21 protein-coding genes are annotated in these 25275 nt (G+C 76.9%); 12 read left to right on the top strand and 9 right to left on the bottom strand.

The genetic code is table 11. From position 1 onward, the window contains the following. Positions 1-121: 121 nt before the first annotated feature. The 4 genes from G1H19_RS00735 to G1H19_RS00725 all read left to right on the top strand — a co-directional run bounded on the left by G1H19_RS00735 (position 122) and on the right by G1H19_RS00725 (position 2670). Complete coding sequence (locus G1H19_RS00735; protein ID WP_152731304.1) at positions 122-745, top strand: DUF6758 family protein; 624 nt, start codon at positions 122-124, stop codon at positions 743-745. Between the two features lie 169 nt (positions 746-914). Continuing rightward, positions 915-1070 (top strand): hypothetical protein, encoded by a 156-nt coding sequence (locus tag G1H19_RS22425; RefSeq protein ID WP_174277991.1) that lies wholly within the window; start codon positions 915-917, stop codon positions 1068-1070. Between the two features lie 6 nt (positions 1071-1076). Beyond that, positions 1077-1775 carry a PH domain-containing protein gene (locus G1H19_RS00730; RefSeq protein ID WP_162393427.1) on the top strand — a complete coding sequence of 233 codons (699 nt, stop codon included), beginning with the start codon at positions 1077-1079 and terminating at the stop codon, positions 1773-1775. Positions 1776-1812: 37 nt separating this feature from the next. Continuing rightward, the gene (locus tag G1H19_RS00725; protein ID WP_152731305.1) at positions 1813-2670 is read left to right on the top strand and encodes a PHP domain-containing protein; all 858 of its coding nucleotides are present in this window, start codon (positions 1813-1815) and stop codon (positions 2668-2670) included. Between the two features lie 129 nt (positions 2671-2799). Here G1H19_RS00725 and G1H19_RS00720 read toward each other — a convergent pair whose 3' ends face one another. The 4 genes from G1H19_RS00720 to G1H19_RS00705 all read right to left on the bottom strand — a co-directional run bounded on the left by G1H19_RS00720 (position 2800) and on the right by G1H19_RS00705 (position 7872). Next, a complete protein-coding gene (locus G1H19_RS00720; RefSeq protein ID WP_162393428.1) occupies positions 2800-3672 on the bottom strand; it encodes an oxygenase MpaB family protein in 873 nt (290 codons plus the stop codon). Then, positions 3669-4655, bottom strand: coding sequence for an alpha/beta fold hydrolase (locus tag G1H19_RS00715; RefSeq protein WP_152731306.1), 987 nt, complete (start codon positions 4653-4655; stop codon positions 3669-3671). Before G1H19_RS00715 ends, G1H19_RS00720 begins: the two co-directional genes overlap by 4 nt. Positions 4656-4698: 43 nt before the next feature. Next, the gene (locus G1H19_RS00710; protein ID WP_235928282.1) at positions 4699-5892 is read right to left on the bottom strand and encodes an outer membrane protein assembly factor BamB family protein; all 1194 of its coding nucleotides are present in this window, start codon (positions 5890-5892) and stop codon (positions 4699-4701) included. A gap of 81 nt (positions 5893-5973) precedes the next feature. Further along, the gene (locus G1H19_RS00705) at positions 5974-7872 is read right to left on the bottom strand and encodes a DEAD/DEAH box helicase (protein ID WP_235928284.1); all 1899 of its coding nucleotides are present in this window, start codon (positions 7870-7872) and stop codon (positions 5974-5976) included. Between the two features lie 186 nt (positions 7873-8058). Here G1H19_RS00705 and G1H19_RS00700 point away from each other — a divergent pair, with 186 nt between their 5' ends. Then, complete coding sequence (locus G1H19_RS00700; RefSeq protein ID WP_152731308.1) at positions 8059-8709, top strand: ferritin-like fold-containing protein; 651 nt, start codon at positions 8059-8061, stop codon at positions 8707-8709. Between the two features lie 75 nt (positions 8710-8784). Here the strand turns inward: G1H19_RS00700 and G1H19_RS00695 are convergent, their stop codons facing one another. Together G1H19_RS00695 and G1H19_RS00690 are read right to left on the bottom strand one after the other, a co-directional pair. Next, entirely contained in the window at positions 8785-9015 is a 231-nt protein-coding gene (locus G1H19_RS00695; RefSeq protein WP_162393429.1) for a DUF3107 domain-containing protein, read from the bottom strand. Between the two features lie 125 nt (positions 9016-9140). Continuing rightward, positions 9141-9782 (bottom strand): TetR/AcrR family transcriptional regulator, encoded by a 642-nt coding sequence (locus tag G1H19_RS00690; protein WP_152731309.1) that lies wholly within the window; start codon positions 9780-9782, stop codon positions 9141-9143. Positions 9783-9851: 69 nt separating this feature from the next. Between G1H19_RS00690 and G1H19_RS00685 the strand changes: the two genes are divergently transcribed. The 7 genes from G1H19_RS00685 to G1H19_RS00655 all read left to right on the top strand — a co-directional run bounded on the left by G1H19_RS00685 (position 9852) and on the right by G1H19_RS00655 (position 21403). Further along, positions 9852-10967, top strand: a complete 1116-nt coding sequence (locus G1H19_RS00685; RefSeq protein WP_162393430.1) for an alpha/beta fold hydrolase — start codon at positions 9852-9854, stop codon at positions 10965-10967. A gap of 331 nt (positions 10968-11298) precedes the next feature. Next, positions 11299-12210 (top strand): DUF3152 domain-containing protein, encoded by a 912-nt coding sequence (locus tag G1H19_RS00680; protein WP_235928288.1) that lies wholly within the window; start codon positions 11299-11301, stop codon positions 12208-12210. A 226-nt stretch (positions 12211-12436) separates the two neighbouring features. Beyond that, positions 12437-13597, top strand: coding sequence for an adenylyltransferase/sulfurtransferase MoeZ (gene moeZ, locus G1H19_RS00675; protein WP_162393431.1), 1161 nt, complete (start codon positions 12437-12439; stop codon positions 13595-13597). An 85-nt stretch (positions 13598-13682) separates the two neighbouring features. Continuing rightward, entirely contained in the window at positions 13683-14264 is a 582-nt protein-coding gene (locus G1H19_RS00670; protein WP_152731310.1) for a TIGR03086 family metal-binding protein, read from the top strand. Further along, positions 14261-14590, top strand: coding sequence for an MGMT family protein (locus G1H19_RS00665; protein ID WP_152731311.1), 330 nt, complete (start codon positions 14261-14263; stop codon positions 14588-14590). The genes G1H19_RS00670 and G1H19_RS00665 overlap by 4 nt, the downstream gene beginning before the upstream one ends. A 76-nt stretch (positions 14591-14666) precedes the next feature. After that, complete coding sequence (locus G1H19_RS00660; RefSeq protein ID WP_235928293.1) at positions 14667-17912, top strand: ATP-dependent helicase; 3246 nt, start codon at positions 14667-14669, stop codon at positions 17910-17912. Next, complete coding sequence (locus G1H19_RS00655) at positions 17909-21403, top strand: ATP-dependent DNA helicase (protein ID WP_235928295.1); 3495 nt, start codon at positions 17909-17911, stop codon at positions 21401-21403. Before G1H19_RS00660 ends, G1H19_RS00655 begins: the two co-directional genes overlap by 4 nt. Before the next feature lie 103 nt (positions 21404-21506). On the opposite strand, the gene G1H19_RS00650 is transcribed toward G1H19_RS00655, so the two are convergent. The 3 genes from G1H19_RS00650 to G1H19_RS00640 are packed head-to-tail and all read right to left on the bottom strand — an operon-like array spanning position 21507 to position 25275. Beyond that, the gene (locus tag G1H19_RS00650; RefSeq protein WP_152731312.1) at positions 21507-22862 is read right to left on the bottom strand and encodes an ABC transporter permease; all 1356 of its coding nucleotides are present in this window, start codon (positions 22860-22862) and stop codon (positions 21507-21509) included. Positions 22863-22876: 14 nt separating this feature from the next. After that, positions 22877-23608, bottom strand: a complete 732-nt coding sequence (locus tag G1H19_RS00645; RefSeq protein WP_152731313.1) for an ABC transporter ATP-binding protein — start codon at positions 23606-23608, stop codon at positions 22877-22879. After that, on the bottom strand, positions 23605-25275 hold the full coding sequence (locus G1H19_RS00640; RefSeq protein ID WP_162393432.1) for an efflux RND transporter periplasmic adaptor subunit: 1671 nt from the start codon (positions 25273-25275) through the stop codon (positions 23605-23607). The genes G1H19_RS00645 and G1H19_RS00640 overlap by 4 nt, the downstream gene beginning before the upstream one ends.

Here is a 25275-nt window from a genome sequence, read left to right as displayed (position 1 = left end):
CGGACCCGGCGACCGGACCTACGGCCGGATCCGCGGCACCGCTGTGCCACCAGGACGTGCACCGGTGACTCCCAGCAGTCGGAGCTTGACGAACGGCTCCGGCCCCGCGACGGTGTGGGCGATGACCCTCACCCCGGTGTGCCCCCGGTGCGGCGAGATCCTCGTCGTGCGCCCGGGCGAGACCGCTGAAGCCTGGTGTCACCTGCACGCCGCCGTCACGCCGCTGCACCACGCCCCGGTGCTCGCGCACGACGCGCTGGCGGCGGTGTGTGCCGATTCCCGCGTCCCCGCCTGGGTCCCCGACCCGATGCCGCCGGGCTGGTCGGTCGGCGGCATCGCCTGGGGCGGTGAGCCCGGAGCGCGCGCCATCGTCGTCGACTGCACCGGTCCCGGACCGCTGGGTGGGTCCGCGGAGCTGCTCATCGTCGCCGAGGAGCCGGGCACCGGGCTGGGCTCCGGGTACGCCGGGCTGCCGTGGCTCGACCCGGGGGAACTCGTGGGCGGGTCGCCGGCGGCTGTCGTGCGGGCCGCCGGCCAGCGCGCGCCCATGTGGGACGTGCCGACCAGTGAGGACCGCGCCGCGTTCGTCGGCGAGGCCTACGGCGTCTGGCTGTGGATGATCACCTGGCCGGCGTCCGCGGCCTGGCTGCTGGCCGAGGACCTGTCGCTGCTCGACCTGCGAGACCGGGTCTATCCCGACCTGCCGCTCGGCCCGCCCGGTGACCACCTGCTGCCCGGGGCCTGAGGCGCACCGCGACGGGACGGGCGCGCGGCCGGTCCGGTCACGGCACGGAGACGGCCCGGCGTGGCGAGCATGGGGCGGGTGCTGCCTGTGTTACCCATGGGACGCGGCCCGGTTCGAGCCGTCGTGACGGTGCGTCCTCCACCGTCCTGAGCCGGACGGGAGAGCTGGTGTGAAGAAGAAGGTCCTCGTCTGGCTCGCAGTCGCCTTCGTCATCTTCTACGTCGTGCAGTCACCGGAGGAGTCGGCGGACATCGTCCGCAGCGCCGGCGAGGCGCTCGGCAGCGCGGCGCAGTCGCTGGCGACCTTCGTCGGTTCGCTCGCCTAGGCGCCCGTGACCGGCCCGCACGCCAGCGCGACGCCCCACCAGCCCAAGGACGTCGCCAAGTACCTCCTGCCGGACGAGAAGCTGGTGGTGTCCACCCGCCGGCACGGCGCCGTCCTGGTGCTGCCGGCGGCCAAGTCGCTGCCGGTGCTGGTCGCCGCCCTGTGGCTGCTCGGGGTGTCGCCCAACGCCGTGGTCACCGGCCTCGGGCTGGTGCTGCTGGTGGCGGCGCTGGGCTATCTCGCCGTGCACGTCGGCGAGTGGTGGATCCGGCACTTCCTGATCACCCAGCGCCGGGTCATGCTGATCTCGGGCTTCGTCGTGCGCACGGTGGCGGTCATGCCACTGCGCCGGATCACCGACATGACCTGGCAGGAGACGCCGTTCGGGCAGCTGCTGGGCTACGGCACGTTCCGCTTCGAGTCCGCCGGCCAGGACCAGGCGCTGTCGGAGATCAGCTACCTGCCGCACGCCGACCAGCTGTACCTGTCGGTCAGCGAGCTGCTGTTCGGCAAGGACTTCGGTGGCGCCAACAGCAGCGAGGAGGAGGAGTCGCTGGCCGGCGGGCAGCAGCCACGGCGACCCGCCCCGCCGCGTAGCGCGCCGCCGCCGCCCACCGCCAGGGGCCGGCAGGACACCGCCCCGCTGCCGTCGCTCGGCGCGCCCGGCCCGCAGGAGCCGCCGTCCCGGTGGCCGCGGCGGACCTGAGCGGGCCCCGCCCCGCGGGTACGGCAGGCTGAGGACGATGCGCATCGACCTGCACACCCACTCCTCGGTCTCGGACGGCACCGACAGCCCCGCGGAGCTGGTCGCCGCCGCGGTCGCCGCCGGTCTCGACGTCGTCGCGCTGACCGACCACGACACCACCGACGGCTGGGCGGCGGCCGAGCGGGCCCGCCCGGCCGGGCTCACCGTGGTCCCGGGCATGGAGCTGTCCTGCCGCTGGTTCCCCGGCGACGGGCCGCCGGTCAGCGTGCACCTGCTGGCCTACCTGTTCGACCCCGGGCACGCCGGCCTGGCCGAGGAACGCGCGCGGCTGCGGGCCGAGCGGCTGACCCGGGGCGAGCGGATGGTGGCGCTGCTGGTCGCCGCCGGCCACCCGATCAGCTGGGAGGCGCTGGTCCGGCGCAGCGCCGGCGGGGTGGTCGGCCGCCCGCACGTCGCCCGGGCGCTGGTCGACGCCGGTGTGGTCGCCTCGGTGGACGAGGCGTTCGCCACGCTGCTGCACCACCACAGCCCGTACTACGTGGCCAAGGCCGACACCGACGTGCTCGACGGCATCCGGCTGGTGCGCCAGGCCGGCGGGGTCCCGGTGTTCGCCCACGGACTGGCCCGGTCCCGGGGCCGGGTGGTCGGTGACGACGCGATGGCGGCCATGGCGGCGGTCGGCCTGCTGGGCCTCGAGGTCGACCACCCCGACCACGAGCCGGACGACCGGGCGCACCTGCGTGGCCTCGCCGCCGACCTCGGCCTGGTGGCCACCGGGTCCAGCGACTACCACGGCACCAACAAGCGCACCCCGATCGCGGCCTGCACCACCGACCCCGGGCAGTACGAGGCGCTGGTGGCCCTCGGCACGGGGCGCGCACCCGCCACCGGCTGAGTCCGGACCCCGTGCGACCCCGGCTCGCAGCAGTGGCCCGCCACCGGCCGGCGACCGGGCACCCCCGGCCGACTGCGGGCCACTGCCGCCCCAGGGGGACCGTGGGGGAGTGGGGCGTACTCCCGGGGCTCAGGCGGTGAGGGACTCCGGGCCGGCCACCCGCTCGCGGGCGGCGCGGACGATCGGGGACTCCCGGACGCGCGCCGGCACGGCCAGCGTGGTCTGCCGGAACGCCCGCACCGCCGCCGTCGTCGCGGGCTCGGTGATGCCGAACCCGGGCAGCGAGTACATCCGCCGCGCCCAGCGCGGCAGCGTCGCCACGCCGAGCGAGGCGAGGGTGCCCCAGGCCGGCCGGGCCGGGGTGAACAGCTGCACCCAGCCCGGCATCGGCGGCAGCAGGACGAATCTCAGGGCGTCCCGCGCCGGCGGGGTGGCGGCCAGGTGCGGCAGCATCCGCTCGAAGTAGGCGGCGAGCTCGGCCTCGGTGGTGGCCACGTCCGGCTCGTCCACCCCGATCAGGGTCGCCGCGACCACCTGCTCGGCCACGTAGCGGTCGGCGTCTGCGTCGCTGGTGACGACGCCCGCGCGGCGCGCCACCGACAGCAGCGAGTCGACCTCGCAGTTGTGCACCCAGAGGAGCAGGTCGGCGTCGTCCACGTCGTACGCGCGGCCGGTGGTCTCCTCGACGGCGGACTTGCCGCGGTGGACGCCCCGCACCCGGCGCACCTGGCGCAGCGCGTCGGCACGGGTGCCGTAGGTCAGCGTCGCCACGTACTCGGCGGTGCGGGTCAGCCGCGCCCAGGGCTCGGTCCGGAACCCCTCGGAGAACCGGTGGACGCCGTCCATGGCGGCCGGGTGCAGTGCCTGGAGCAGCAGCGCTCGGATGCCCCCGACGGAGAACGCCGGGTCCGCGTGCACCCGCCAGGTGACGCTGTCCGGGCCGAAGAAGCCGAGGCGGTCCTGCTCGGGCGTGACGTCCCTCATCGACGGGGTGCGGTTCACCGGTCTGCCTCCACGCTCTCGCCGGGGACGCCGGCCGGGTCGGTCCCGTCCGCGTCGCGGGCGTCGTCGGGGGAGACCACGGAGGTCCAGAAGGCCAGCAGCAGGTCGCGGGTCCGGTCCGGGGCCTCGATCGCCGGGGAGTGCACCGAGCCCTCGACGACCTCGTGCCGGGCCCCCAGCCGCCGTGCCATGTCGGCCTGCGCCGCCGGCGTCCACGCGTCGTCGGCCGACCCGTGGGCGACGAGCACCGGCAGGCCGGTGGCGGCCAGCTCGGCGACCCGGTCGGGTTCGGCGAGCATCGCGTCCGCCATCCCGCGCAGGCCCGCGGGGTTGTTGGCCAGGAACCGCCGTGCCAGGAAGGCCCGGACCGGCGCCGGCACCAGCTGGGTGCGGGGGTCGGTCATGGCCAGCTGCTCCAGCGTCTCGTGCACCAGCTGCACGCCACCGGCGTCCATCAGCGGCGCCAGGTGGTCGAGCATGTCGGCCCGCGGGCCGGTCAGCCGGCCCGGGCCGGAGCCGAGCAGGGTGAGGGAGGTGAACGCGCCCGGGTCGGCCAGCACCGCGGCCCGCGCCACCAGGCCGCCGAAGCTGTGGCCCACCAGGTGCAGCGGGGACGAGGCGTCGTCCCGCAGCTGGGCGGCGACGGCCAGCACGTCCGCGGCGAGCTCGGTCACGGTGTAGGCGGCCGGGTCGTCCGGCCCGGGGGACTCGAACTGGCCCCGCTGGTCCAGCGTCACCACGCGCAGGCCGGCCTGCGCCAGCGGGCCGAGCAGCGGGGCGAAGTCCTCCTTGCTGCCCGTGTACCCGGCGATCATCAGGACGGTGCCGTGCAGTGACCCGGGCCCGTCAGCGGCGCGGGCACCGGTGTCCAGCGCCGCGAGCGGGCCGGTGCGGCCGGTGAGCGTCACGGCGAGCGCGTCGTGCTCGGCCAGCTGACGCAGTGCGGTGGACGAGGTCTGTTCGGAACCGCCGGGCAGGACCATGTACCCAGTGTCACCCGTCCCGCGCGATCGTGTCGGGGCGCACCTACCCGTAGGCGGTGACCTCGCTGCGGGTCGCGACGACGACCACGGTCCCGAGCACCTCGGTGCGTCCGCCCGGGGCGACCGGGTCGCTCACCGTCGACCTGCCCAGCTCCGCCCCGGTCAGAGCGTCCCGCCGGACGAACGCGCCCGGCTCCGGCACGAGCACCGACCGGTCGGCGTCCGGCGCGCCGGGGTCCCCGACGGCGGGCAGCCCGGTCGCCGCCGCCTGCCAGCGCGGCGCCCCGGTGGCCGCGTCCAGGGCGAGCACCGTGCCGCGCGCGGACACCAGGGTCGTGGCGTCGTCCCCGCCGAGCTCGACCGGCTCGTCCGCCGGCCCGCTCCTGGACGGTGGCAGCGGCAGGGTCGACAGCGGGGCGCCGTCGGCGCCGGCGAGGGCCTGCAGCGTGTCCCCGGCGAGCAGGGCGACGAACGGGCCGACACCGGCCAGCCGCACCGGTGTGCTGCCGGCAGCGGGGGCGGTGCCCGGCGCCGCACCGGGGCCGACGGCCACCCCGGTCACGTCGCGGCTCCAGCGGGGCTCGCCGCCGAAGCCGTCGAGCAGCCGCACCTGCACCGCGTCGGCCCCCGGACAGCTCTGCAGCACGCCCACCCCGGCGCTGCCCACGGCGGCGTCGACGATGCGGCAGCCGCCCGGGGCGGCGAACCGCCAGCGGATGCTGTTGCCCGACGGGTCGATGGTGGCCAGCCCGGTCGGCGTCCAGGCCAGCACCACCGCGTCGGTGCTGGACAGCCGGACGTCCGCGCGGAAGCCCACGGTGCGGTACCAGGCGCGCCGGCCGGTACCGGCCTCCAGTGCCACGATCTCGTTGCACCGGCCGGTGGTGCGGAACACGGCGACCACGAGCCCGTCGACGGAGGTGGCGTCGCACAGCCGTGCGTTGGCCCGCTCGTAGTGCCAGGCCTCGGTGCCCGAGCCCGGGTCGAGCAGCCGGACGCCGGTGTCCTCCCGCACGAGCACCCGCCCGCCGGCGACGACGGACCCCGACCCGCGGGACGCCGCCGACCAGGCCTCGCCCAGCTGCGCCGCGGGGCTGCCGGCGGGCTCGGCGGCCTGACCGCTGGTGGTGCTGGACGTGGCCGCCGCGTCCGAGCCGCGCCAGAGCAGGGTGGCGACCAGGACCAGCACCAGGGTCAGCGCGGCCCACCCCACCACCCGCAGCGGCGGTCGGCGCACGAGGACCTCCGGGACTGGACGACGGGGCGGCGGCCCCGCCCGGGCGGCCCTCAGGCTGTCACGGGCGGGACAGGGGTCCGGCTACTCCGCCGGGGACTCGCCGCCGGCGCCCCGGTTCGCGCCACCCCGCCGGCGACGGCGCCGCGGCTTGCCGGTGCCGCCCGCCTCGCCGTCGGCGGCCGGGGCGTCACCGGCCGTCGACGGGGGGCCGACCGGGTCGGCCGCGGCAGCGGCGCCGGCCGCGGCCGGGCCGTTGCCCCGGGTGCGGCGGCGCGGGCGGCTCTTCGGCGGGCCGGCGGCGGCGGGCGCCTCGTCGGCGTCGGTGGCCTCCCGCCCGGGCCCGGAGGAACCGCGGCCGGACCGGTCGGCGCCGGGGCGGTCACCGCCGCGCTGGCGGCGTCCGGTCTCGCCCAGGTCCTCCAGCGTCTCGGCGCCGAGGCCCTCCCGGGTGCGCTGGCCGCGAGGCAGCCGTCCGGTCGCGGTCTCCGGGATGCCGAGGTCCTCCAGCAGCTGCTTCGACGTCGAGTACGTCTCCGGCGGGTCCGGGAAGTCCAGGCCGAGCGCCTTGTTGATCAGCTGCCAGCGGGGGATGTCGTCCCAGTCCACGAGGGTGACGGCGACGCCCTGGCTGCCGGCCCGGCCGGTGCGCCCGATCCGGTGCACGTAGGTCTTCTCGTCCTCGGGGCACTGGTAGTTCACCACGTGGCTGACGCCGGTGACGTCGATGCCGCGGGCGGCGACGTCGGTGGCGACCAGGACGTCGACCTTGCCGCCGCGGAACGCGCGCAGCGCCTGCTCGCGGGCGCCCTGGCCGAGGTCGCCGTGCACGGCGGCGGCGGCGAACCCGCGCTCGACCAGGTCGTCGGCCACCTTCTGCGCGGTGCGCTTGGTCCGGCAGAACACCATGACCAGACCGCGGTCGCGGGCCTGCAGCACCCGGGAGAGCAGCTCGGGCTTGTCCAGGTTGTGCGCCCGGTAGATGAACTGGGTGGTCTGCGGGACCGTCGAGCCCTCGTCGTTGCCGTGCGCCCGGATGTGCGTGGGCTGGGTCATGAACGACCGGGACAGCGTCACGATCGGGCCGGGCATGGTGGCGGAGAACAGCATGGTCTGCCGCTTGTCGGGCACCATCTGCAGCACGCGCTCGATGTCGGGCAGGAAGCCCAGGTCGAGCATCTCGTCGGCCTCGTCCAGCACCAGGACCTTCACCTTGCCCAGGACCAGGTGGCCCTGCTGGGCCAGGTCGAGCAGCCGCCCGGGCGTGCCGACGACGATCTCGACCCCGGCCTGCAGCGCCTGCACCTGCGGCTCGAAGGCCCGGCCGCCGTAGATGGCCTGCACGCGGATGCCGCGCCGGGTGCCGGCGGCAGCCAGGTCGCGGGAGACCTGCACGCACAGCTCACGGGTCGGCACGACGACCAGGGCCTGCGGGACGCCGTCACCGCCCTCCGCCGGCGGCACGACGCGCTGCAGCATCGGGACGCCGAAGCCGAGCGTCTTGCCGGTGCCGGTGCGGGCCTGGCCGATGAGGTCGTTGCCGGTGAGTGCCAGCGGGAGGGTGAGCTCCTGGATGGCGAAGGTGCGGGTGATGCCGACGTCGGCCAGCGCGGCGACGATGTCGGGGTGCACGTCGAAGTCGCTGAACAGCGGGCTGTCGGGGGCGACGGGGGCGCCGCCGAGCTCGCCGATCTGCGCGGCGACCTGCTCCGGCGCCGGGGCGCCGGTCTCGGCGTGCTCGATGGCGACCGGCTCGCTGGGGGCGGGCGGCGTCGTGGCGGTGTCGTCGGTGGTCAGTGGTCTCGCCTCGGTCTGGTGGGGGACCGGCTCGCGCCCGGCATCGACGCCGGGCGGTGCACGGTCCCGGGCGGCTGTCCGGGATCTGGGTCCAGCGCCGACTCGGCCAGGAGAGCGGGTGTCGAGTGCCCGGGGGTGCCCTGGGCAGGGCCCGGTGGTCGTCGTCCAGCGGTCATCAGCGCACACGGAGAACGAGCCTGGCGGCTCGTCGCCGTCCATGGTAGCGCGGTGGCCCGCAGCGGCCGTCCGCGCCGCCCGGGAGGCCGTCTGCGAGGATCCGACGACCGTCCTGGTGTGAGGGCGGACACGGCGAGCACCGACCGCCGGTCGCGCCTGCGGGCGCACCGGCGGACGCGTAGGCAGGGGAACAGCATGACCACCGTCAGCCGTCAGGCCGTCGTCGAGCTGCTGGGGGTGCTCGCCTACGGCGAGCTGACCGCCTTCGACCGGCTCGCCGAGGACGCGCGCCTCGCGCCCACCCTGCGAGGTCGCGCCGCCCTGGCGCGGATGGCGGTGGTGGAGATGGAGCACCACGTGCGGCTCACCGAGCGCCTGGAGGCGATGGGCGCCGACCCGTACGCGGCCATGGAGCCCTTCGTCGCCGCGCTGGACGCCTTCCACGACGGCACCCGGGCCAAGTCCTGGCTGGAGGGTCTGGTGAAGGTCTACGTCGGGGACGGGCTGGCGCGCGACTTCTACCGGGAGATCGCGGCCTTCCTGCCCGGACCGGACCGTGCCCTCGTGGAGGAGTCGCTGTCGGAGACCGAGCACTCGGACTTCGCCCTGCGCGAGGTGCGGGCCGCGATCGCCGCCGACCCGTCGCTGTCCGGGCGGCTCGCGCTGTGGGCCCGCCGGCTGGTGGGCGAGGCACTGACCCAGTCGCAGGCGGTCATCGCCGAGCACGACGAGCTGGCCGCGCTGATCCTGGAGGGCAGCGGCGACCTCGCCGGCGTGGGGGCGCTGCTGGACCGGATCACCGGCGCGCACACCGAGCGGATGCACGCCCTCGGACTCAACACCTGAAGAAGGACCCCGGTGCCCCCCACGACACGCTGCGCGCGCCGCGGGGCCCTGCACCGGGGCCGTTCCATCGGGTTGCTAGCCCGCGATGAAGCCGACGCGACGCTGGTCGGCCTCGGCGATCTCGACGTAGGCGATCCGGTCCACCGGCACGACGACGCGGCGCCCGCGCTCGTCGACCAGCGTCAGCAGGCCGTCCTTGGACGAGGACATGGCCGCCGAGACCTCGGCAGCGATCTCGTCGGGGGTCTTCGGGCTGTCGATGACGAGCTCCCGGGGGGAGTGCTGGACACCGATCTTGACTTCCACGTAGAGATGCCTCCTCAGGTCGTGCTGCGTGGCGGCAACGCTAGTCCAGCCCGGCCCGGCCCGAGCGCGGGCGGGCTGCGCCGTCAGCGAACGCACCGCCCCGTCCCGGACGGGGACGGGGTCGGTCAGGCGTCGCGTCGGGGGAAGCCGGAGATGCCCCGCCAGGCGAGCGCGGACATCAGCGAGACGGCCTCCTCGCGGGACACCTCGCCCTTGCGTGCCAGCCACCACCGGGCGCTGCTCTCGGCCAGCCCGGTGAGCCCGGAGGCGAGCAGCAGCGCACGCTGCCGGTCGGCCCCGGTGTCGTCGCTGATCGTGTCGGCGATGGCCTCCGAGCAGGTGCGCAGCCCCCGGTCCACCCAGTGCCGGACGTCGGGGTCGTTGCGCAGGTCGGACTCGAAGACCAGCCGGAAGGCCTGGCCGTCGTCGTCGACGAACTCGAACACCGCGCCCACGGCGGCCTGGACGCGCAGCCGGTTGTCGTCGGTCGCGGCCATCGCCTCCCGCACCCGGTCGGTCAGCTCGCCGACCTTCTGCTCGAGCAGCGCGAGGTACAGCTCCCGCTTGCCGGGGAAGTGCTGGTAGAGGACGGGCTTGCTCACCCCGGCCCGGACGGCGATGTCGTCCATGGCGGCGGCGTGGAAACCCTGGGCGACGAAGACGTCCTGCGCGGCACGGAGGAGCTGGACCCTGCGCGCGTCGCGCGGGAGCCTCGCCCCACCCCGTACCGGAGGGCCCTCGGGGGCGGCGGGGGGCGATGGCTGCATGACGCAGGTCATGCTACCGACGAGTCAGGGCGTCGGGCACCGATCCTGCGCCGGCTCTACCGTCGGTGTGTGCAGACCCCCCGACCGTCCACCGCCGCGCTGCCGGCGCCCGACGGCGCGCGCGGGCCCTGGCCGGGGGAGCAGGTGTCCAGCCGCGGCGGTCCGGTGTTCGTGCGGCACACCCCCTGGGTCGGCCCCGTCGGTGGCGCTGCCGGCGACCCGGGCGGCGCGGTCGACGCCCCCCGGGAACGGGCGCTCTACGTGCACGGACTCGGTGGCGCGGCCACCAACTGGACCGACTTCGCCGCCGCGATGGCCGTGCGCGTGGACGGGTGGGCGCTGGACCTGCCCGGCTTCGGCGCGTCCCCGCCGCCGCGGCGGCGCGGGTTCTCCCTCCAGCGGCACGTGGAGGCCGTGGTCGACGTCCTGGAGTGGGTCGTCGACCAGCCCGACCCGGTCGGCGCGCACCCCCCGGACGAGGGGGACGCCGGGCGGGGGACGCCGTCCGGGCGGGGCAGGCCGGTGCACCTGGTCGGCAACTCGCTCGGCGGCCTGGTGTCCCTCGCCGTCGCCGTCCGCCGGCCGGACCTGGTCGCGACGCTGACGCTGGTGTCCCCGGCGATGCCGGTCTACCGGGTGCCCCCGGCGTTCCGGCGGGCGATCCTGCTCGTGCTGCTGCCCGGGGTCCCGGCGCTGGCCGGCCGCCGGCTGGCCCGGGTCTCGGCCGAGCAGCGGGTGCGCGGGATGCTCGCGATGTGCTTCGGGGACCCGTCCCGGGTGCCGGCCGACCGGGTGCGGCAGGCGGTCGAGGAGATGCGGGAGCACGACGAGCAGCCGTGGGCCGGGCTGGCGCTCACCCAGAGCCTGCGCGGGCTGATGACGTCCTACCTGCGGCCGGGCAGGTCGGCCTGGCGTGCCGCTCGGCGGGTCACCCAGCCGACCCTGGTCGTCTGGGGCGACCGGGACCGACTGGTCGACCCGGCGCTCGCCCCCCGGCTCGCCGCGGCGCTGCCGGACGCCCGGCTGTACGTCCAGGAGGGCATCGGGCACGTGGCGATGATGGAGGCGCCGGAACCCACGGCGCGGGCCGTCCTCGGGCTGCTCGAGGAGGTCGCGGGGCGTCCCGACGCCGCCCCCGGGCCGGTCGCCGGCGCGCGGCGGGGACGACGGCTGGGACGGGTGTGACGGGGTGGTCCGACACGCCACGGCGCGTGCGGCCGGCTGACGCCCGCAGCGCCGGCCGCGTGAGAGCCTCGGCTCCGTGACAGGTCCCGACCCCCGCGCCGGCCGGCCCGCTCCCGGTCGGGTGCGCGGCGCCGGCGCGGCGGGCCCGTCCACCGCGGGTCGCTTCGACGCCCGGCGTGCCGACGGCCGCCGTCCCGAGGTGCGCCGGCCGGACCGTGACCAGGTCGTCCCCGTGCCCGTGCCGCCCCGGGTGCCGCCCGCGCGGGGGGCCGTGCCGCCGCGCCCACCGTTGCCGCCGCTCCCGCCCCGCCCGGCCGGCGCGCGGACCCCGGTGCCCCCGCGACCCCGCCCCCGCCCCGACGTGGACCCGGACCCGGCGTCCCGGACGGTGCGGGCGGCCGGCCCGCTGGTCGCCGACCGCGACCCCGGCCGCCGCCGGCACGCCGCCGCCCACGTGTCGCAGGCGGTGCGGTTGCAGCGCTTCGCCCGGCGGCACGGCTGGCGCGCCTACGCCATCCCGGTGCTGACCGTGGCCACGTTCCTCGCGCTGTTCCAGGTCGCCCGGCAGCCGGCCCCGGTCGACACCCCGACCGACACCGCCGTCCTGGCCGCCGAGCAGCCCGGCGCCGCGGACACCCTGGCCGCGGCCGAGGGCGAGGGCGCCCCGGTGGCACCGGTGCCGGTCCCCGACCAGGCCACCGGCTACGTCGAGAAGGGGGCCGGCACCGTCTCGGTGGTCGACGGGACCTCCCCGGTGTACGGCAGCGGCCCGCTGCAGCGCTTCGTCGTCGAGGTGGAGGACGGCATCGAGGTCGACGGGCCCAGCTTCGCCACCGCCGTGGAGGCGACCCTGGGCGACCCGCGGTCCTGGGGCGCCGGCGGGGCGATGTCCTTCCAGCGCGTGGGGGCCGCCGACGCCGCGGCCGGCAGCTACGACTTCAAGGTGACCCTGGTCAGCCCGGGCAACATGGAGGTCTACTGCCCCGGCGTGGGCACCGGCGGCTACACCTCCTGCCGCTACGGCGAGCGCGCCGTGGTCAACCTGGCCCGCTGGGAGACCGCGGTCCCGGACTACGCCGGTGACATCGCCACCTACCGCCAGTACGTGGTGAACCACGAGGTGGGGCACGCGCTGGGCAACGGCCACGAGGAGTGCCCCGGCCCGGGCCTGCCCGCCCCGGTGATGCAGCAGCAGACCCTGGGCCTCGAGGGCTGCGTGAAGAACGCCTGGCCGTTCCCCTGAGCTCCACGGCCCCGTCGCGGGGGCCCACAGCGAGCGTAGCGAGGTGTGGGGGGCGACGGGGTCCTTCGTGCCTGGCCGTTCCCCTGAGCTCCACGGGGTCCTCCGTGCCCGGCCCTTCCCCGGACACGGTGGGCCGGGGAAGGGATGCGGCTGCCACGCTGTTGCCCGAACCGAGCGCGCCACCCCCCGGGGCGGTGCACGTCCGAGCACGCAGAGGAGCTGTCCCGTGTCGTTGCCACCCCTGGTGGAGCCCGCCGCCGATCTCTCGATCGACGAGGTCCGCCGCTACAGCCGCCACCTGATCATCCCCGACGTCGGGATGGACGGGCAGAAGCGGCTCAAGAACGCCAAGGTCCTCGCCGTCGGCGCCGGTGGGCTCGGCTCGCCGGTCCTGATGTACCTGGCCGCGGCCGGTGTCGGCACGCTGGGCATCGTCGAGTTCGACACCGTCGACGAGTCCAACCTGCAGCGCCAGATCATCCACGGCCAGTCCGACGTCGGCCGGTCCAAGGCGCAGAGCGCGCGGGACTCCGTCAAGGAGATCAACCCGCTGATCGACGTCCGGCTGCACGAGACCCGGCTGGACAGCGAGAACGTGCTGGAGGTCTTCGCCGACTACGACCTGATCGTCGACGGCACGGACAACTTCGCCACCCGCTACCTGGTCAACGACGCGTGCGTGCTGCTGGACAAGCCCTACGTGTGGGGCTCGATCTACCGCTTCGACGGCCAGGTGTCGGTCTTCTGGAACGAGCACGGCCCCAACTACCGCGACCTCTACCCGGTCCCGCCGCCGCCCGGCATGGTGCCCTCCTGCGCCGAGGGCGGCGTCCTCGGCGTGCTGTGCGCGACGATCGGCGCGATCCAGGCCACCGAGGCGGTCAAGCTGATCACCGGCATCGGGGAGACGCTGCTGGGCCGGCTGATGGTCTACGACGCCCTGGAGATGACCTTCCGCACGATCAAGGTGCGCAAGGACCCGGAGGGCGAGCCGATCACCGGGCTCATCGACTACGAGACCTTCTGCGGCGTGGTGTCGGTCGAGGCGCAGGAGGCCGCCGCCGGTTCGACGATCACCGTCGACGAGCTCAAGGACATGATGGACGCCGGCAAGGACTTCGCCCTCATCGACGTCCGGGAGCCCAACGAGTACGAGATCGTGTCGATCCCGGGCTCCGTCTTGATCCCGAAGGACGAGATCCTCTCCGGCCGGGCGCTGGCGCAGCTGCCGCAGGACAAGCCGATCGTCATCCACTGCAAGACCGGGGTCCGGTCGGCCGAGACGCTGGCCGCCGTCAAGGCCGCGGGCTTCAAGGACGCCGTGCACGTGCAGGGCGGCGTGACCGCGTGGGCCACCCGCATCGACAAGGCGCTGCCCACGTACTGAGGAAGGACCCCGCTTCCCCCCACGACGCGCTCCGCACGCCGCGGGTCCCTGAAGCGGGGCCGTTCCAGCAGGCGATGATGTGGCAATGCACCCGGAGCATGCTGATCGGATCGAGAGGTTCCAGCGGGCGCAGGCGGCGTTCACCGACCTCGTCGACGTCGTGGAGACCGGGCAGTGGGACGCGCCGTCGCTGCCCGGCTGGACGGTCGCCGACCTGGTCGCGCACCTGGTCGGTGAGGCGCGCTGGGTGCCGCTGCTGGTCGACGGCCGCACCGTCGCCGACGTCGGGGACGCGGTGCCCACCGACACCGACCAGCTGCTGGACGACGACCCGCTGGGCGCCTGGGAGGCCGCGGCGGACGCGGCGCTGACCGCCGTCGCCACGCCCGGGGCCCTGGACCGCACCGTGCACCTGAGCCGCGGCCCGGTGCCGGCCACCGACTACCTCGGCGAGCTGACCTTCGACCTGACGGTGCACGCCTGGGACCTCGCCCGCGCCCTGGGCGTGGACGACCAGCCGGACGGCGAGCTGGTCACCGCTGCCCTCGCCGTCGCCGAGGCGATCCCGGCCGGTGGCATGCCCGGGTTGTTCGACGCCCCGGTCGAGGCCCGCGCCGGCGCCACACCGCTGCAGCAGCTGCTGGCCCGCACCGGCCGGCGGCCCTGACCCCGGGCCCGCGGCCGGCCGGGTCCCGCGAGCCCGGCGACGTCGACGAGGCGGTCTTCGACGTCGTCGAGCGCATCCCGCCCGGCCGGGTGAGCACCTACGGGGCGGTCGGCCGGCTGGTCGGGGTGGGCCCCCGGCGGGTGGCCCGCGCGCTGTCGGCCGGTGGTGCCGCCGTGCCCTGGCACCGGGTGCTGCGCGCCGACGGCACCGCCGCGGAGCCGGTCCGCGCGCGGCAGCTGGAGCTGCTGGCCGCCGAGGGCGTGCCCGCCCGCGGTGGCCGGGTCGACCTGCGCGCCGTCGGCTGGCCGGACGACGGGGACGGCTGACCTGCTGCCCGGACCGCGCCCGCCCGGCCGGGGGCGCCGCGCCGGGACTGTCGGTGGCCCGTGTTCTGATCGACAGGTGACCACGACGGGGGCCGGGACGGTGAGCGCGCCGGGGGCGCCGGGCAGGGTGCCGGTGTACCGGTTGGTGCAGCCGGCCATGGCCGCCGCACCCCCGGTGCCCCGGCTGGACGCCACCCAGCAGGCCGTCGTCGACCACCCGGGCGGCCCGCTGCTGGTGCTGGCCGGCCCGGGCACCGGCAAGACCACGACGATCGTCGAGGCCGTGGCCCGGCGCATCGAGCAGGGCGTCGACCCGGAACGGATCCTGGTCCTCACCTTCAGCCGGAAGGCCGCCGCCGAGCTGCGCACCCGGATCACCGCCCGGGTCGGGCGCACCATCCGGGAGCCGCTGGCCCGCACCTTCCACTCCTACGCCTTCGGCGTGCTGCACCGGGCGGCGGTGCTGCGCGGCGACCCACCACCCCGGCTGCTCACCGCCGCCGAGCAGGACGCGGTCGTCGCCGAGCTGCTGCGCGGCGACCAGGACTCCGAGGGCGTCCGCTGGCCCGACGAGCTGGGGCCGGCCCTGGGCACCGCGGGTTTCACCGCCGAGCTGCGCGAGCTGCTGCTGCGGGCCACCGAGCGCGGCGTCGGCACCGAGCAGCTGGCCGAGTGGGGCCGGGAGCTGGGGTACCCGCACTGGGTCGCCGCCGCGGCCTTCCGCGACCAGTACGACGGCGTCACCGCGTTCGCCACGGCCGCCCGCGGCGGGGCCAGCGGCTACGACCCGGCCGAGCTGGTGCGCACCGCCATCGACGAGCTGACCGACGACCCGCAGCTGCTGGCCCGCGAGCGCGAGCGGGCCTCCTGGCTGTTCGTCGACGAGTACCAGGACACCGACCCGGCGCAGGTCGAGTTGCTGGAGCTGCTCGGCGGTGGGGGCGGTGACCTGGTCGCCGTCGGTGACCCCGACCAGGCCATCTACGCCTTCCGGGGTGCCGACCCGCGCGGCATCGTGGAGTTCACCGACCGCTTCCGGCACCGGGACGGCCGGCCCGCGCAACGGGTGTCGCTGGGCGTGTGCCGGCGCTCGGGGGCCGAGCTGCTGGCCGTCAGCCGCCGGGTGGCCGAGGGGCTGCCCGGCCCCTGGGAGCACCGGCGGCTGCGGCCGGGCGACGGACGTCCCGAGGGGTCCGCCGAGGTGCACGTCTTCGACTCGCCGGCGGTGGAGGCCGCGCACCTGGCCGACACGCTGCGCCGGGCGCACCTGCTGGACGACGTGCCGTGGTCGGAGATGGCGGTGATCGTCCGCTCCACGGTGGCCATCGGCCCGATCCGGCGCGCGCTCGGGCAGGCGGGTGTGCCCTCGGCGGTGTCTGCCGAGGACCTGCCGCTGGCCCAGCAGCCGGCCGTGGCGCCGCTGCTCACCGCGCTGCGCTCCCTGCTGCCCGTCCCGCGCCGGGGTGCCGCTGCCGGCCCACCGGTGGAGGCCGGCCCGGCCGGTCTGGACGAGCCGGGCGCCGAGGCACTGCTGGCCTCCCCGCTGGGCGGGGCCACCGTGCTCGACCTGCGCCGGATGCGCCGGGCGGTGCGCCGGGCCCTGGTGGCCCGGGCGGAGGACCCGGCCGAGCGGGCCGCGCCGCTGGCCGCGCTGCTGGCCGACGACACCCTGCTCGACGCGGTGCCCGAGCACCTGGTCCGCCCGGCGGCCCGGGTGTCCGCGGTGCTCGCCGAGGGCCGGGTGGCCCTGGCCCTGGGAGGCAGCGCGGAGGACGTGCTGTGGGCGATGTGGCAGCGCAGCGGGCTGGCCGGGGTGTGGGCCCGGGCCAGTGCCGCCGGCGGGTCCGGCGGCGCGGTGGCCGACCGGGACCTCGACGCGGTCGTCGCGCTCTTCGACGCCGCGGCCGCCTTCGTCGACCGGCTGCCGTACGCGGAGGTCTCCGCGTTCGTCGAGCACCTCTCCGGCCAGCAGCTGCCGGGCACCGCGGCCGTCGGTGAGGGCGGCGCGAGCGACACCGTCCGGGTGCTCACCGCGCACGCCTCCAAGGGCCTGGAGTGGGACCTGGTGTGCGTGGCCGGCGCGCAGGAGGGTGTCTGGCCCGACCTGCGCAGCCGCGCCAGCCTGCTCGGCACCGAGGAGCTCGTCGACGCCGTCGCCGGCACCGACAGCGCCACCCTGGACCGCCGCACGCTGGCGCTGGCCGAGGAGCGCCGGCTGTTCTACGTGGCCTGCACGCGGGCCCGGCGCCGGCTGGTGGTCAGCGCGGTCGACGGCTCGCTCGACGGCACCGACGCCGCGGCCACCGCCTCCCGGTTCCTCGACCTCGTCGTGCCGCCGCCGGCCGGCGAGCCGCGCCCGCACACCCCGCTGCCCCGCGCGCTCACCCTGCCGGCGCTGGTGGCCGAGCTGCGCCGGCACCTCACCGACCCGCACACGCCGGCGCCGCTGCGGGCGGGGGCGGCCTCGGTGCTGCGCCGGCTCGCCGACGAGCGGGTGCCCGGCGCCGACCCGTCGAGCTGGTGGGGGCTCGCCCCGCTGTCCGACGACTCCCCGCTGGTCGACCCGGACGCCGACGTGCGGGTGCGCCCCTCGGCGATCGACACGTTCCAGCGCTGCCCGCTGCGGTGGGTGCTCGGCGCGGTCGGTGCGGAGTCCGCGCCCGAGGCGATCCGCACCGTGGGCTCTGCGGTGCACGACGTCGCGCAGCAGGTCGCCGAGGGCCTGCTCCCGGCCGATGCGCCCGCCGTCCTGGACGCCGAGCTCGACCAGCTGGACCTGGGGCCCGGGTGGGTCGACCAGCGGCAACGCCGGCGCGCCCAGGACATGCTCGCCAAGTTCCTCACCTGGCACGCCCGCGGCGACCGGGAGCTGGTCGTCGCCGAGCAGGACTTCGACGTGCTGGTCGGCCGTGCCCGGCTGCGCGGTCAGGTCGACCGGCTGGAGCGGGACGCCGACGGCCGGCTCGTCGTGGTCGACCTCAAGACCGGCGCCAGCGCCCCGCGCTCGGTCACCGAGAACGGCCAGCTGGCGGCCTACCAGGTGGCCGTCGCCGAGGGCGCCTTCGGCGAGCACGGCCAGGTGCCCGGTGGCGCGGCGCTGCTGCAGGTCGGTGGCGCGCAGAAGGCCGCCAAGGAACACGTGCAGCCACCCCTGCCCCCCGACGCCGACCCGCGCACCACGTGGGCCGGGGAGCTGGTCGCCGAGGTGGGCGAGGGCATGGGCGCCGGCAGCTTCCCGGTGCGCACCGACGCCGACTGCGACCGCTGCTCGTTCCGGCGCAGCTGCCCCATGCAGGAGCCCGGCCGGCAGGTGACCCGGTGAGCCGCGACGTCCTGCGCCCGTCCGACGGGTCGGGTGCCGGCTCCGCCCGCGGGCGCACCGGTGGCCGGCGGGACGGCGGCGAGGTGCCCGGGCAGCTCGGCCTGGACCTGCCCGGGGTCGCGCCCGTGCGCGTGCCGGAGCTGCCGCGGCTGCTGGGCCCGGCCGAGGTCGCCGCGCGGTGTGGTCTGTCCTACGCGCCCTCGGCGGAGCAGGCCCGGGTCGTCGCCGCGCCGGTCGACCGGCCGCTGGTGGTGGTCGCCGGCGCGGGTTCGGGCAAGACCGAGACGATGGCCGCCCGGGTGGCCTGGCTGGTGGCCAACGAGCTGGTGGCACCGGAGGCGGTGCTCGGGCTGACCTTCACCCGCAAGGCGGCCAGCGAGCTGAACGCCCGGGTGCGGCTCCGGCTGGCGGCGCTCGCCGCGCACCCCGCGACCTCCCCGGCGCTCCGGGAGCGGCTGGAGATCGCGGCACCGACGGTGTCCACCTACCACGGCTACGCCGCGGCCCTGGTCGCCGAGCACGGCCTGCGGATCGGCGTCGAGCCCGGCTCCGGGGTGCTCGGCCCGGCGATGTGCTGGGGCCAGGCCGCCACCGCGGTCGCCGCGCACACCGGCGACATGGACGACGTGCAGCTCGGCCTGGTCAGCACCACCGAGGACGTCCTCCAGCTGGCCGCGGAGCTGGGGGAGCACGACGTCACCCCGGCGCAGCTGCGCCGGTGGACGGAGGCGCTGGAACGCCAGGTGCTCGGGTACCCCGACGCCCCGCGCAAGAAGGGCCCGTACGCCGACGTCACCAGGATGCTCGCCCGGCAGCGCGCCCGGCTGGCGCTGCTGCCCCTGGTCGAGGCCTTCGAGGCCCGCAAGCGTGCCGCCGGCGCCATCGACTACGCCGACCAGGTCGCGCACGCCGCGCGGGTCGCGGTCGGGCACCCCGAGGCGGGCCGGCGGGAGCGGGCCCGGTGGCGGGTGGTGCTGCTCGACGAGTACCAGGACACCAGCGTGGGGCAGCTCCGGATGCTCGCCGCGCTGTTCGGCGGGGACACCGCCCACCCGGTGCTCGCGGTCGGCGACCCCCGCCAGTCGATCTACGGCTGGCGCGGGGCGTCGGCCGGCACCATCGAGCGGTTCACCCGCACCTTCCCCGGCGCGCCCGACCGGCCGGCCGCCCGGCTGACCCTGTCGACCAGCTGGCGCAACGACGAGGCCGTGCTGGCCGTGGCCAACACGGTGTCCGCGGCCCTGCCCGATCCCGACGAGCCGCTCCCCGACCTGCAGCCGGCGCCCACCGCGGGGGTCGGCCAGGTGCACTGCGGCCTCTACGACACGGTCGCCGAGGAGACCGCGGCCCTGGCCGACCGGCTGGCCGCGGCCTGGCACGGCACCACCGTGGACCCGGGTCCTGCGGCTGCAGGCTCCCCGACCCCCGTCGCCGCTGGCCCGGGCCCGGGCGGGCGGCCCGATGCCACGCCCGCCGCGTGGGGCAGCGCCCGCCCGACGGTGGCCGTGCTGGTGCGCCGGCGCGCGCAGCTGCCGGGCATCGCGGCCGCGCTGCGCGAGCGGGGACTGCCCGTCGAGGTCGTCGGCCTGGGCGGGCTGCTCGACGTGCCCGAGGTGTCCGACGTGGTGGCCACCCTGCGGGTGCTGGTCGACCCCACGGCCGGCGACGCCCTGGGCCGGCTGCTCACCGGGGCCCGGTGGCGGCTGGGTCCGCGCGACCTCGCCGCGCTCGAGGCGCGCGCCCGCGCCCTGGTGCGCGAGCGCCGCGCGCCCGTGTCCGGTGACGCCGCGCCTGCCGCCGACGGTGCTCCGTCGGCCGATCGCCCGGTCCCGGTCGCGCCGCCGGCCGAACGGGGCAGCATCATCGAGGCGCTGGACGACCTGGGTCGCCCGGAGCAGTACTCGCCGACCGGGTTCCGGCGGCTGCGCCGGCTCGGGTCCGAGCTGGGTCAACTGCGCGGCCGGCTGGGGGAGTCGCTGCCCGACCTGGTCGACGAGGTGGTCCGCACGCTGGGCCTGGAGACCGAGCTGGCCAGCCACCCCGACGCCACCCCCGGCCGCTCCCGCACCCACCTGGACGCCCTGCACGAGGTGGCCGCCGAGTTCGTCCAGCTGGCCGAGCTGCCCTCGCTGCCCGCGTTCCTCGGCTACCTCGCCGACGCCGAGGTGCGCGAGCGCGGGCTGGAGCCGGGCGAGGTCGCGGTCAACCCGGAGGCGGTGCAGCTGCTCACCGGGCACTCCGCCAAGGGGCTGGAGTGGGACGTCGTCGCCGTGCCGGGCATGACCGTCGACCAGTTCCCGGCGCGCCCCGGCACCGCCGACTCCTGGATCGCCGACCCGGGCGCCGTCCCGGTCGACCTGCGGCTCACCGACCGGGGCGAGCTGCCGCAGCTGCGGCTGCCCGTGCCGGGCTCCGGTGACCAGGCCGCGGTCCGGGACGCCCTGGACCGCTACCAGGAGGACTGGAAGCGTTTCGGCCTGGACGAGGAGGTCCGGCTGGGCTACGTGGCCGTCACCCGGGCCAAGCACCTGCTGCTGTGCTCGGGCAGCTGGTGGCGGGACGGCAAGCGGCCCTGCGGGCCCTCGCTGCTGCTGCACGCCGTCCGGGGTGCCTGCGAGGCCGGCGCCGGGGTCGTCGACTCCTGGACCGACTCACCGCAGGACGGCGCCGACAACCCCGCGCTGGCGGAGTGGCCGGTGGGCGTCTGGCCGACCGACCCGCTGTCCTCCGGGCGACGGCGGGCGCTGTCCGCCGCCGCCGAGCAGGTCGCCGGCGCCGCCGCGCACCCGCTCACCGGCACCTCTGACGCCGACCCGCTGGTCCGGGAGTGGGTGCGCGACGCCGAACTGCTGCTGCGGGAACGCCGGCGCAGCGCCAGCGGGGTGGTCGAGGTCCCGCTGCCCAGCCACCTGTCGGTCTCCTCGCTGGTCAGCCTGCGCCGGGACCCGGCCGAGCTGGCCCGCCGGTTGCGCCGGCCGATGCCCGCCGCACCGGCACCGCTGGCCCGGCGCGGCACCGCCTTCCACGCCTGGCTGGAGGAGCGCTTCGGCGCCTCCCGGCTGATAGACCTGGACGAGCTGCCCGGCTCCGGCGACGCCGCGGCCGCCCCGGACGACGCCCTCACCGCCCTGCAGGACGCGTTCCTGGCCAGCCCCTGGGCCGACCGGCAGCCGGTCGACGTGGAGGCGCCGTTCGAGACGCCGCTCGGCCCGCTGACGCTGCGCGGCCGCATCGACGCGGTCTACGCCGACGGCGCCGGCGGTTTCGAGGTGATCGACTGGAAGACCGGTCCGGTGCCCACCGCCGCCGAGCTCAGTGCCGCGGGCGTGCAGCTCGCGGCCTACCGGCTGGGCTGGTCCCGGCTCACCGGGGTGCCGGTCGAGCGGGTGAGCGCCGGGTTCCACCACGTGTCCGCCGGGGTCACGCTGCGGCCGGTCGACCTGCTCGACGAGGCGGGGCTGCTCGCCCTGGTCAGCGGGGGTGAGGCCTGAGCGTCGGCCTCCGACCGCGGCATCCCGACCCGACGGGCACGCGACGGCCCGACGGGCACCCGACGGCCCGACGGGCACCCGACACCCGACGGGCACTGACAGGTCACGTCCCCCCGCGCAGCGCGTCGACCGGCTCGATCTGCGCCGCCCGGCGCGCCGGCAGGCCACCGGCGACCAACCCGAGCAGCGCGCCCAGCAGGGCCCCACCGACCGTCACCCACGGGCTGACCACCGGCGTCCAGTCCCGGGCCAGCGCGATGGCGACCACCGCGAAGACGCCCAGCGAGGCACCGATGAGCCCGCCCAGCAGCCCGATCACCATCGACTCGGCCACGAACTGGCCGGCGATCTGCCGGCCGGTCGCACCGACCGCGCGCCGGAGCCCGATCTCACCGACCCGCTCCACCACCGACAGCATCGTCACGTTGGCGATCCCCACACCGCCGGCCAGCAGCACCACCACCGACAGCACCACGAACACGCCGTTGACGTCGGCCTGCACGTCCTGACGCAGCTGGGAGCGCCCGTCCGGTGCCCGGACCTCCAGGGTGTCCGGGGCGTCCGGGGCGAGCGCCCGGGCCGCCTGGTCGCGCAGCTGCGGTCCGGCGCCGATGGCGATGCGGGCCTGCACGTCGCCGGGCGCCCCCAGGCCGAGGTCCGCGCGGGCCGTGCCGGTCGGCAGCAGCACCGCGTCGAGCAGCTCGGCCCGGGCGTCCAGGCCGTCGACCACACCCACCACCGTGTAGGCGATCCCGTCCACGAAGATCGACGGCTGCTGGTCCACCCGCTCGACCCCCAGCCGGGTGGCTGCCCGGGCGCCGAGCACGGCCACCCGGTCGGCCCGCTCGTCGTGCCCAGCGTCGAAGAACCGCCCCGTGGAGAGCCGGCCCCCGAGCGCGTCCAGCAGCTCCGCGGAGGCGGCGTACACCGGGGGCGCCGCCACGGGTGCCTGCGAGGGGTCGTTCACCGGCACCGCGGTGATCGTCGCCGTCGGCAGCGACACCTCGGCCAGCAGCGCCGCCGACTCCACCCCGGCCAGCCGCTCCATCCGGGCCACCGCGTCCCACGGCAGCGCCGCCGTGGCGACGGTCTGCCCGCCGCCGGTGCGCGCGGTCGCGGGCGTCACCACCAGCTGGGTGGCGGCCACCGTGTCGAACTGCCGGGCGATCTGCGCGGCGGCGGTCTGGGCGAAGCCGATGGTGGCGATCAGCGCGGCGATGCCCAGCACGGTGCCGATGATCGTGGTGACCAGCCGCCCGGGCCGCGACCCGATGTCCGCGGTGGCCTCACCGAGCAGGTCGGTGAAGCGGAACCGGTCGGCTGGGTCCACCAGCAGGTCCGGCGCCGACGCACCCCGGCCGGTCCGCCGGGGCAGCGGCAGCCGGGCCAGCAGCCCGGTGCCGGCACGTCGGCCGGGCAGCAGCCCGGTGCCGACACGTCGGCCGGGTCGGCCGCGCATCGACCGCGGGACCCTCATGCCGCCGGGCTCACGCGTCCGTCGGCGAGCCGGATGCGTCGCGAGGCCCGTCGGGCGACGCCCTCGTCGTGGGTGATGACCACGAGGGTCAGCCCGTCGGCGTGCAGCTCCTCGAACAGCGCCATGATCTCCCCGCTGGTGGCCTGGTCGAGGTTCCCGGTCGGCTCGTCGGCCAGCAGCACCCGCGGCCGGGTCGCCACGGCGCGGGCCACGGCCACCCGCTGCCGCTCGCCGCCGGACAGGGTGCCGGGCAGGAAGTCCACCCGGTGGTCCAGCCCCACCCGCTGCAGCGCCTCGCGCGCCCGGGGCTCCCGCTGCGCGCGCGGGGTCCCGCTGTAGAGCATGGGCAGCAGCACGTTCTCCAGCACCGTGCGCCGGGACATCAGGTGGAAGGCCTGGAACACGAACCCCAGCTGCCGGGCCCGGACGGCGGCGCGCTGGTCCTCGGTGAGCGTCCCGGTCAGCACCCCGCCCAGCCGGTACTCACCGACCGTGGGCCGGTCCAGCAGCCCCAGGATGTTCAGCATCGTGGACTTCCCGGAGCCGCTGGGCCCGGTGATCGCCACGTACTCGCCGTCCGCGACGGACACGTTGACCCCCTTGAGGGCCTGCACCTCCGGCGGACCCGGGAACGAGCGGGTCAGGTCCCGCAGCTCGATCGCCGGGACGGCGTCCGGCGCCGGGTCCGGCCCGGTCGCCGCGGCCGGGGCGGTGGGTGCCGCCGTCATCGGCCGGCCACGACCAGGTCCCCCTCGGCGAGCTCGCCGTCGACCGGGCGGACCTCGACGGCGCCCTCGGCGGCCAGGCCGGTCTCGACCACGACCAGGTGGGACGCGGCGCGCTCGCCGTCCCGCGGGTCACCGTCGACCACCTCCACCCGGGACTCACCGCCCGGGCCGGCGCTCAGTGCGGCCAGCGGCACCGACAGCACGTCGCCGTCGGTCGCGCCCACCGGGATCGCCACCCGCACGTTCGACCCCTGCAGCTCGGTGACCTGGACCGGGGTCAGCGGCGCCGGCTCCAGCTGCACGGTCCAGCGTTCCCCGTCCTGGGCACCGGCCTCCACCTCGCGGATGGTGGCGGTCTGCTCGGTGCCATCCGGCAGCTCGAAGGTGGCGGTCATGCCGGGGGAGAGCAGCCGGGCGTCGGCCACGGCCACGGTGCCGCTCAGCGCCAGCGTCGCCCCGGACACCGTCATCGCGGCCCCGTCCAGCACCGCGCCCCGCCGGACGGCGACCGCGTCGACCCGCCGGGGCAGCTGACCCAGGTAGAGCACCTCCCCGCCGGGCAGGGCCGGCAGGGCCGACTGCTGCGCCCGGGTGAGGTCCTCGCGGGCCCGGGTGAGCTGGGACTGCGCGGTGGTCAGCTGGCTGCGCTGGGCGGAGGTGTCCGGGGTGGCGTCCAGCTCGCGGCGCTGCAGCTCGGCCAGCGCCAGGGCGTCGCGCAGACCACCGATGGTCACGGCGTCGTCGGGCGCCGAGGCCAGCGCGGCGTCCAGCTCGCGCCGGGCGGCGGCGACCGCGTTGTCCGCGGTCTTCACCGCCACCGCGGACGCCCCGGCCCGGGCGGTCGTCAGCTCCGCCTGCGCGGTGGCCACGCCCTGCTCGGCTGCGGTGACGCCCTCCTGCGCGGCGCGCACCTCCTCCGCCGCGCCCTCCTCCCCGGCCGGCGCGGTGTACCCGGCCTGGGCGTACAGCGCGGTCACCGCGGCCGCGGCCTGCGCGTCGAAGACGTCGTCGCCCGGGTCGCCGGCGTCCAGGCCGACCGCGCGCACGGCCTCCTTGAACTGCAACACGTCGGGCCCGGACACCCCGAAGCGCAGCGTCCGGTAGGACGGCAGCTCGCCGGGCAGCACGATCACCGGGCGCCCGGCGATCTCCAGGGCGACGCTCAGCGGCGCCAGTTCGGCACCCACCTCGGGCACCTGCCCGGTGACGACCGCGGGCCCGGAGATCGCCGAGGTGTCCACGGTGACCTCCACGGAGTCCGCGTAGCCGACCTCGCCGCGGATGGTCACGTCGTTGCTGAGCGGGCCGAAGCCGACCGGCACGGTGATCAGGCCGGGAGCCGGCGGCTCGGCCGCGGCGTCGTCCGGGGAGACCACGAAACGGCCGAGCAGCAGGCCGGCGACCAGCGCCACGACGGCGACCGCGGCGGTGACCCACAGGGCCCGGTTGCGTCGCACCAGTGCCGACCACGCGGAGAGCCCGGCCAGCCGCCGACCGCGCCGGGCACCGGCGCCGTCGTCCGGCGCCGGCCCGCCCGGTGCGGTCCCGTCCGTGGTCGCACCATCCGTGGTCACGGCGTCCATGGTCACGTGGTGCGGTGTCGCGTCGTCCCGGGGGGTGGCGGGGGTGCTCGGGGAGGGAGCGGTCTCGTCGTCCGGGCGGGGCAC

The sequence above is a fragment of the Goekera deserti genome (genome assembly GCF_010685995.1).
Lineage (GTDB): Bacteria > Actinomycetota > Actinomycetes > Mycobacteriales > Geodermatophilaceae > Goekera > Goekera deserti.
The sequence above is the reverse complement of the archived record's forward strand: the minus strand, read 5'-3'. Positions and strand labels throughout refer to the sequence as shown.

Bases quoted from the DNA above. Each gene is read 5' to 3' on its own strand.
- G1H19_RS00735 (WP_152731304.1), top strand. From the start codon at position 122: ATGACCCTCACCCCGGTGTGCCCCCGGTGCGGCGAGATCCTCGTCGTG.
- G1H19_RS00650 (WP_152731312.1), bottom strand. From the start codon at position 22,862: ATGCGCGGCCGACCCGGCCGACGTGTCGGCACCGGGCTGCTGCCCGGC.
- G1H19_RS00645 (WP_152731313.1), bottom strand. From the start codon at position 23,608: ATGACGGCGGCACCCACCGCCCCGGCCGCGGCGACCGGGCCGGACCCG.
- G1H19_RS00670 (WP_152731310.1), top strand. From the start codon at position 13,683: ATGCACCCGGAGCATGCTGATCGGATCGAGAGGTTCCAGCGGGCGCAG.
- G1H19_RS00690 (WP_152731309.1), bottom strand. From the start codon at position 9,782: ATGCAGCCATCGCCCCCCGCCGCCCCCGAGGGCCCTCCGGTACGGGGT.
- G1H19_RS00715 (WP_152731306.1), bottom strand. From the start codon at position 4,655: ATGGTCCTGCCCGGCGGTTCCGAACAGACCTCGTCCACCGCACTGCGT.
- G1H19_RS00725 (WP_152731305.1), top strand. From the start codon at position 1,813: ATGCGCATCGACCTGCACACCCACTCCTCGGTCTCGGACGGCACCGAC.
- G1H19_RS00700 (WP_152731308.1), top strand. From the start codon at position 8,059: ATGACCACCGTCAGCCGTCAGGCCGTCGTCGAGCTGCTGGGGGTGCTC.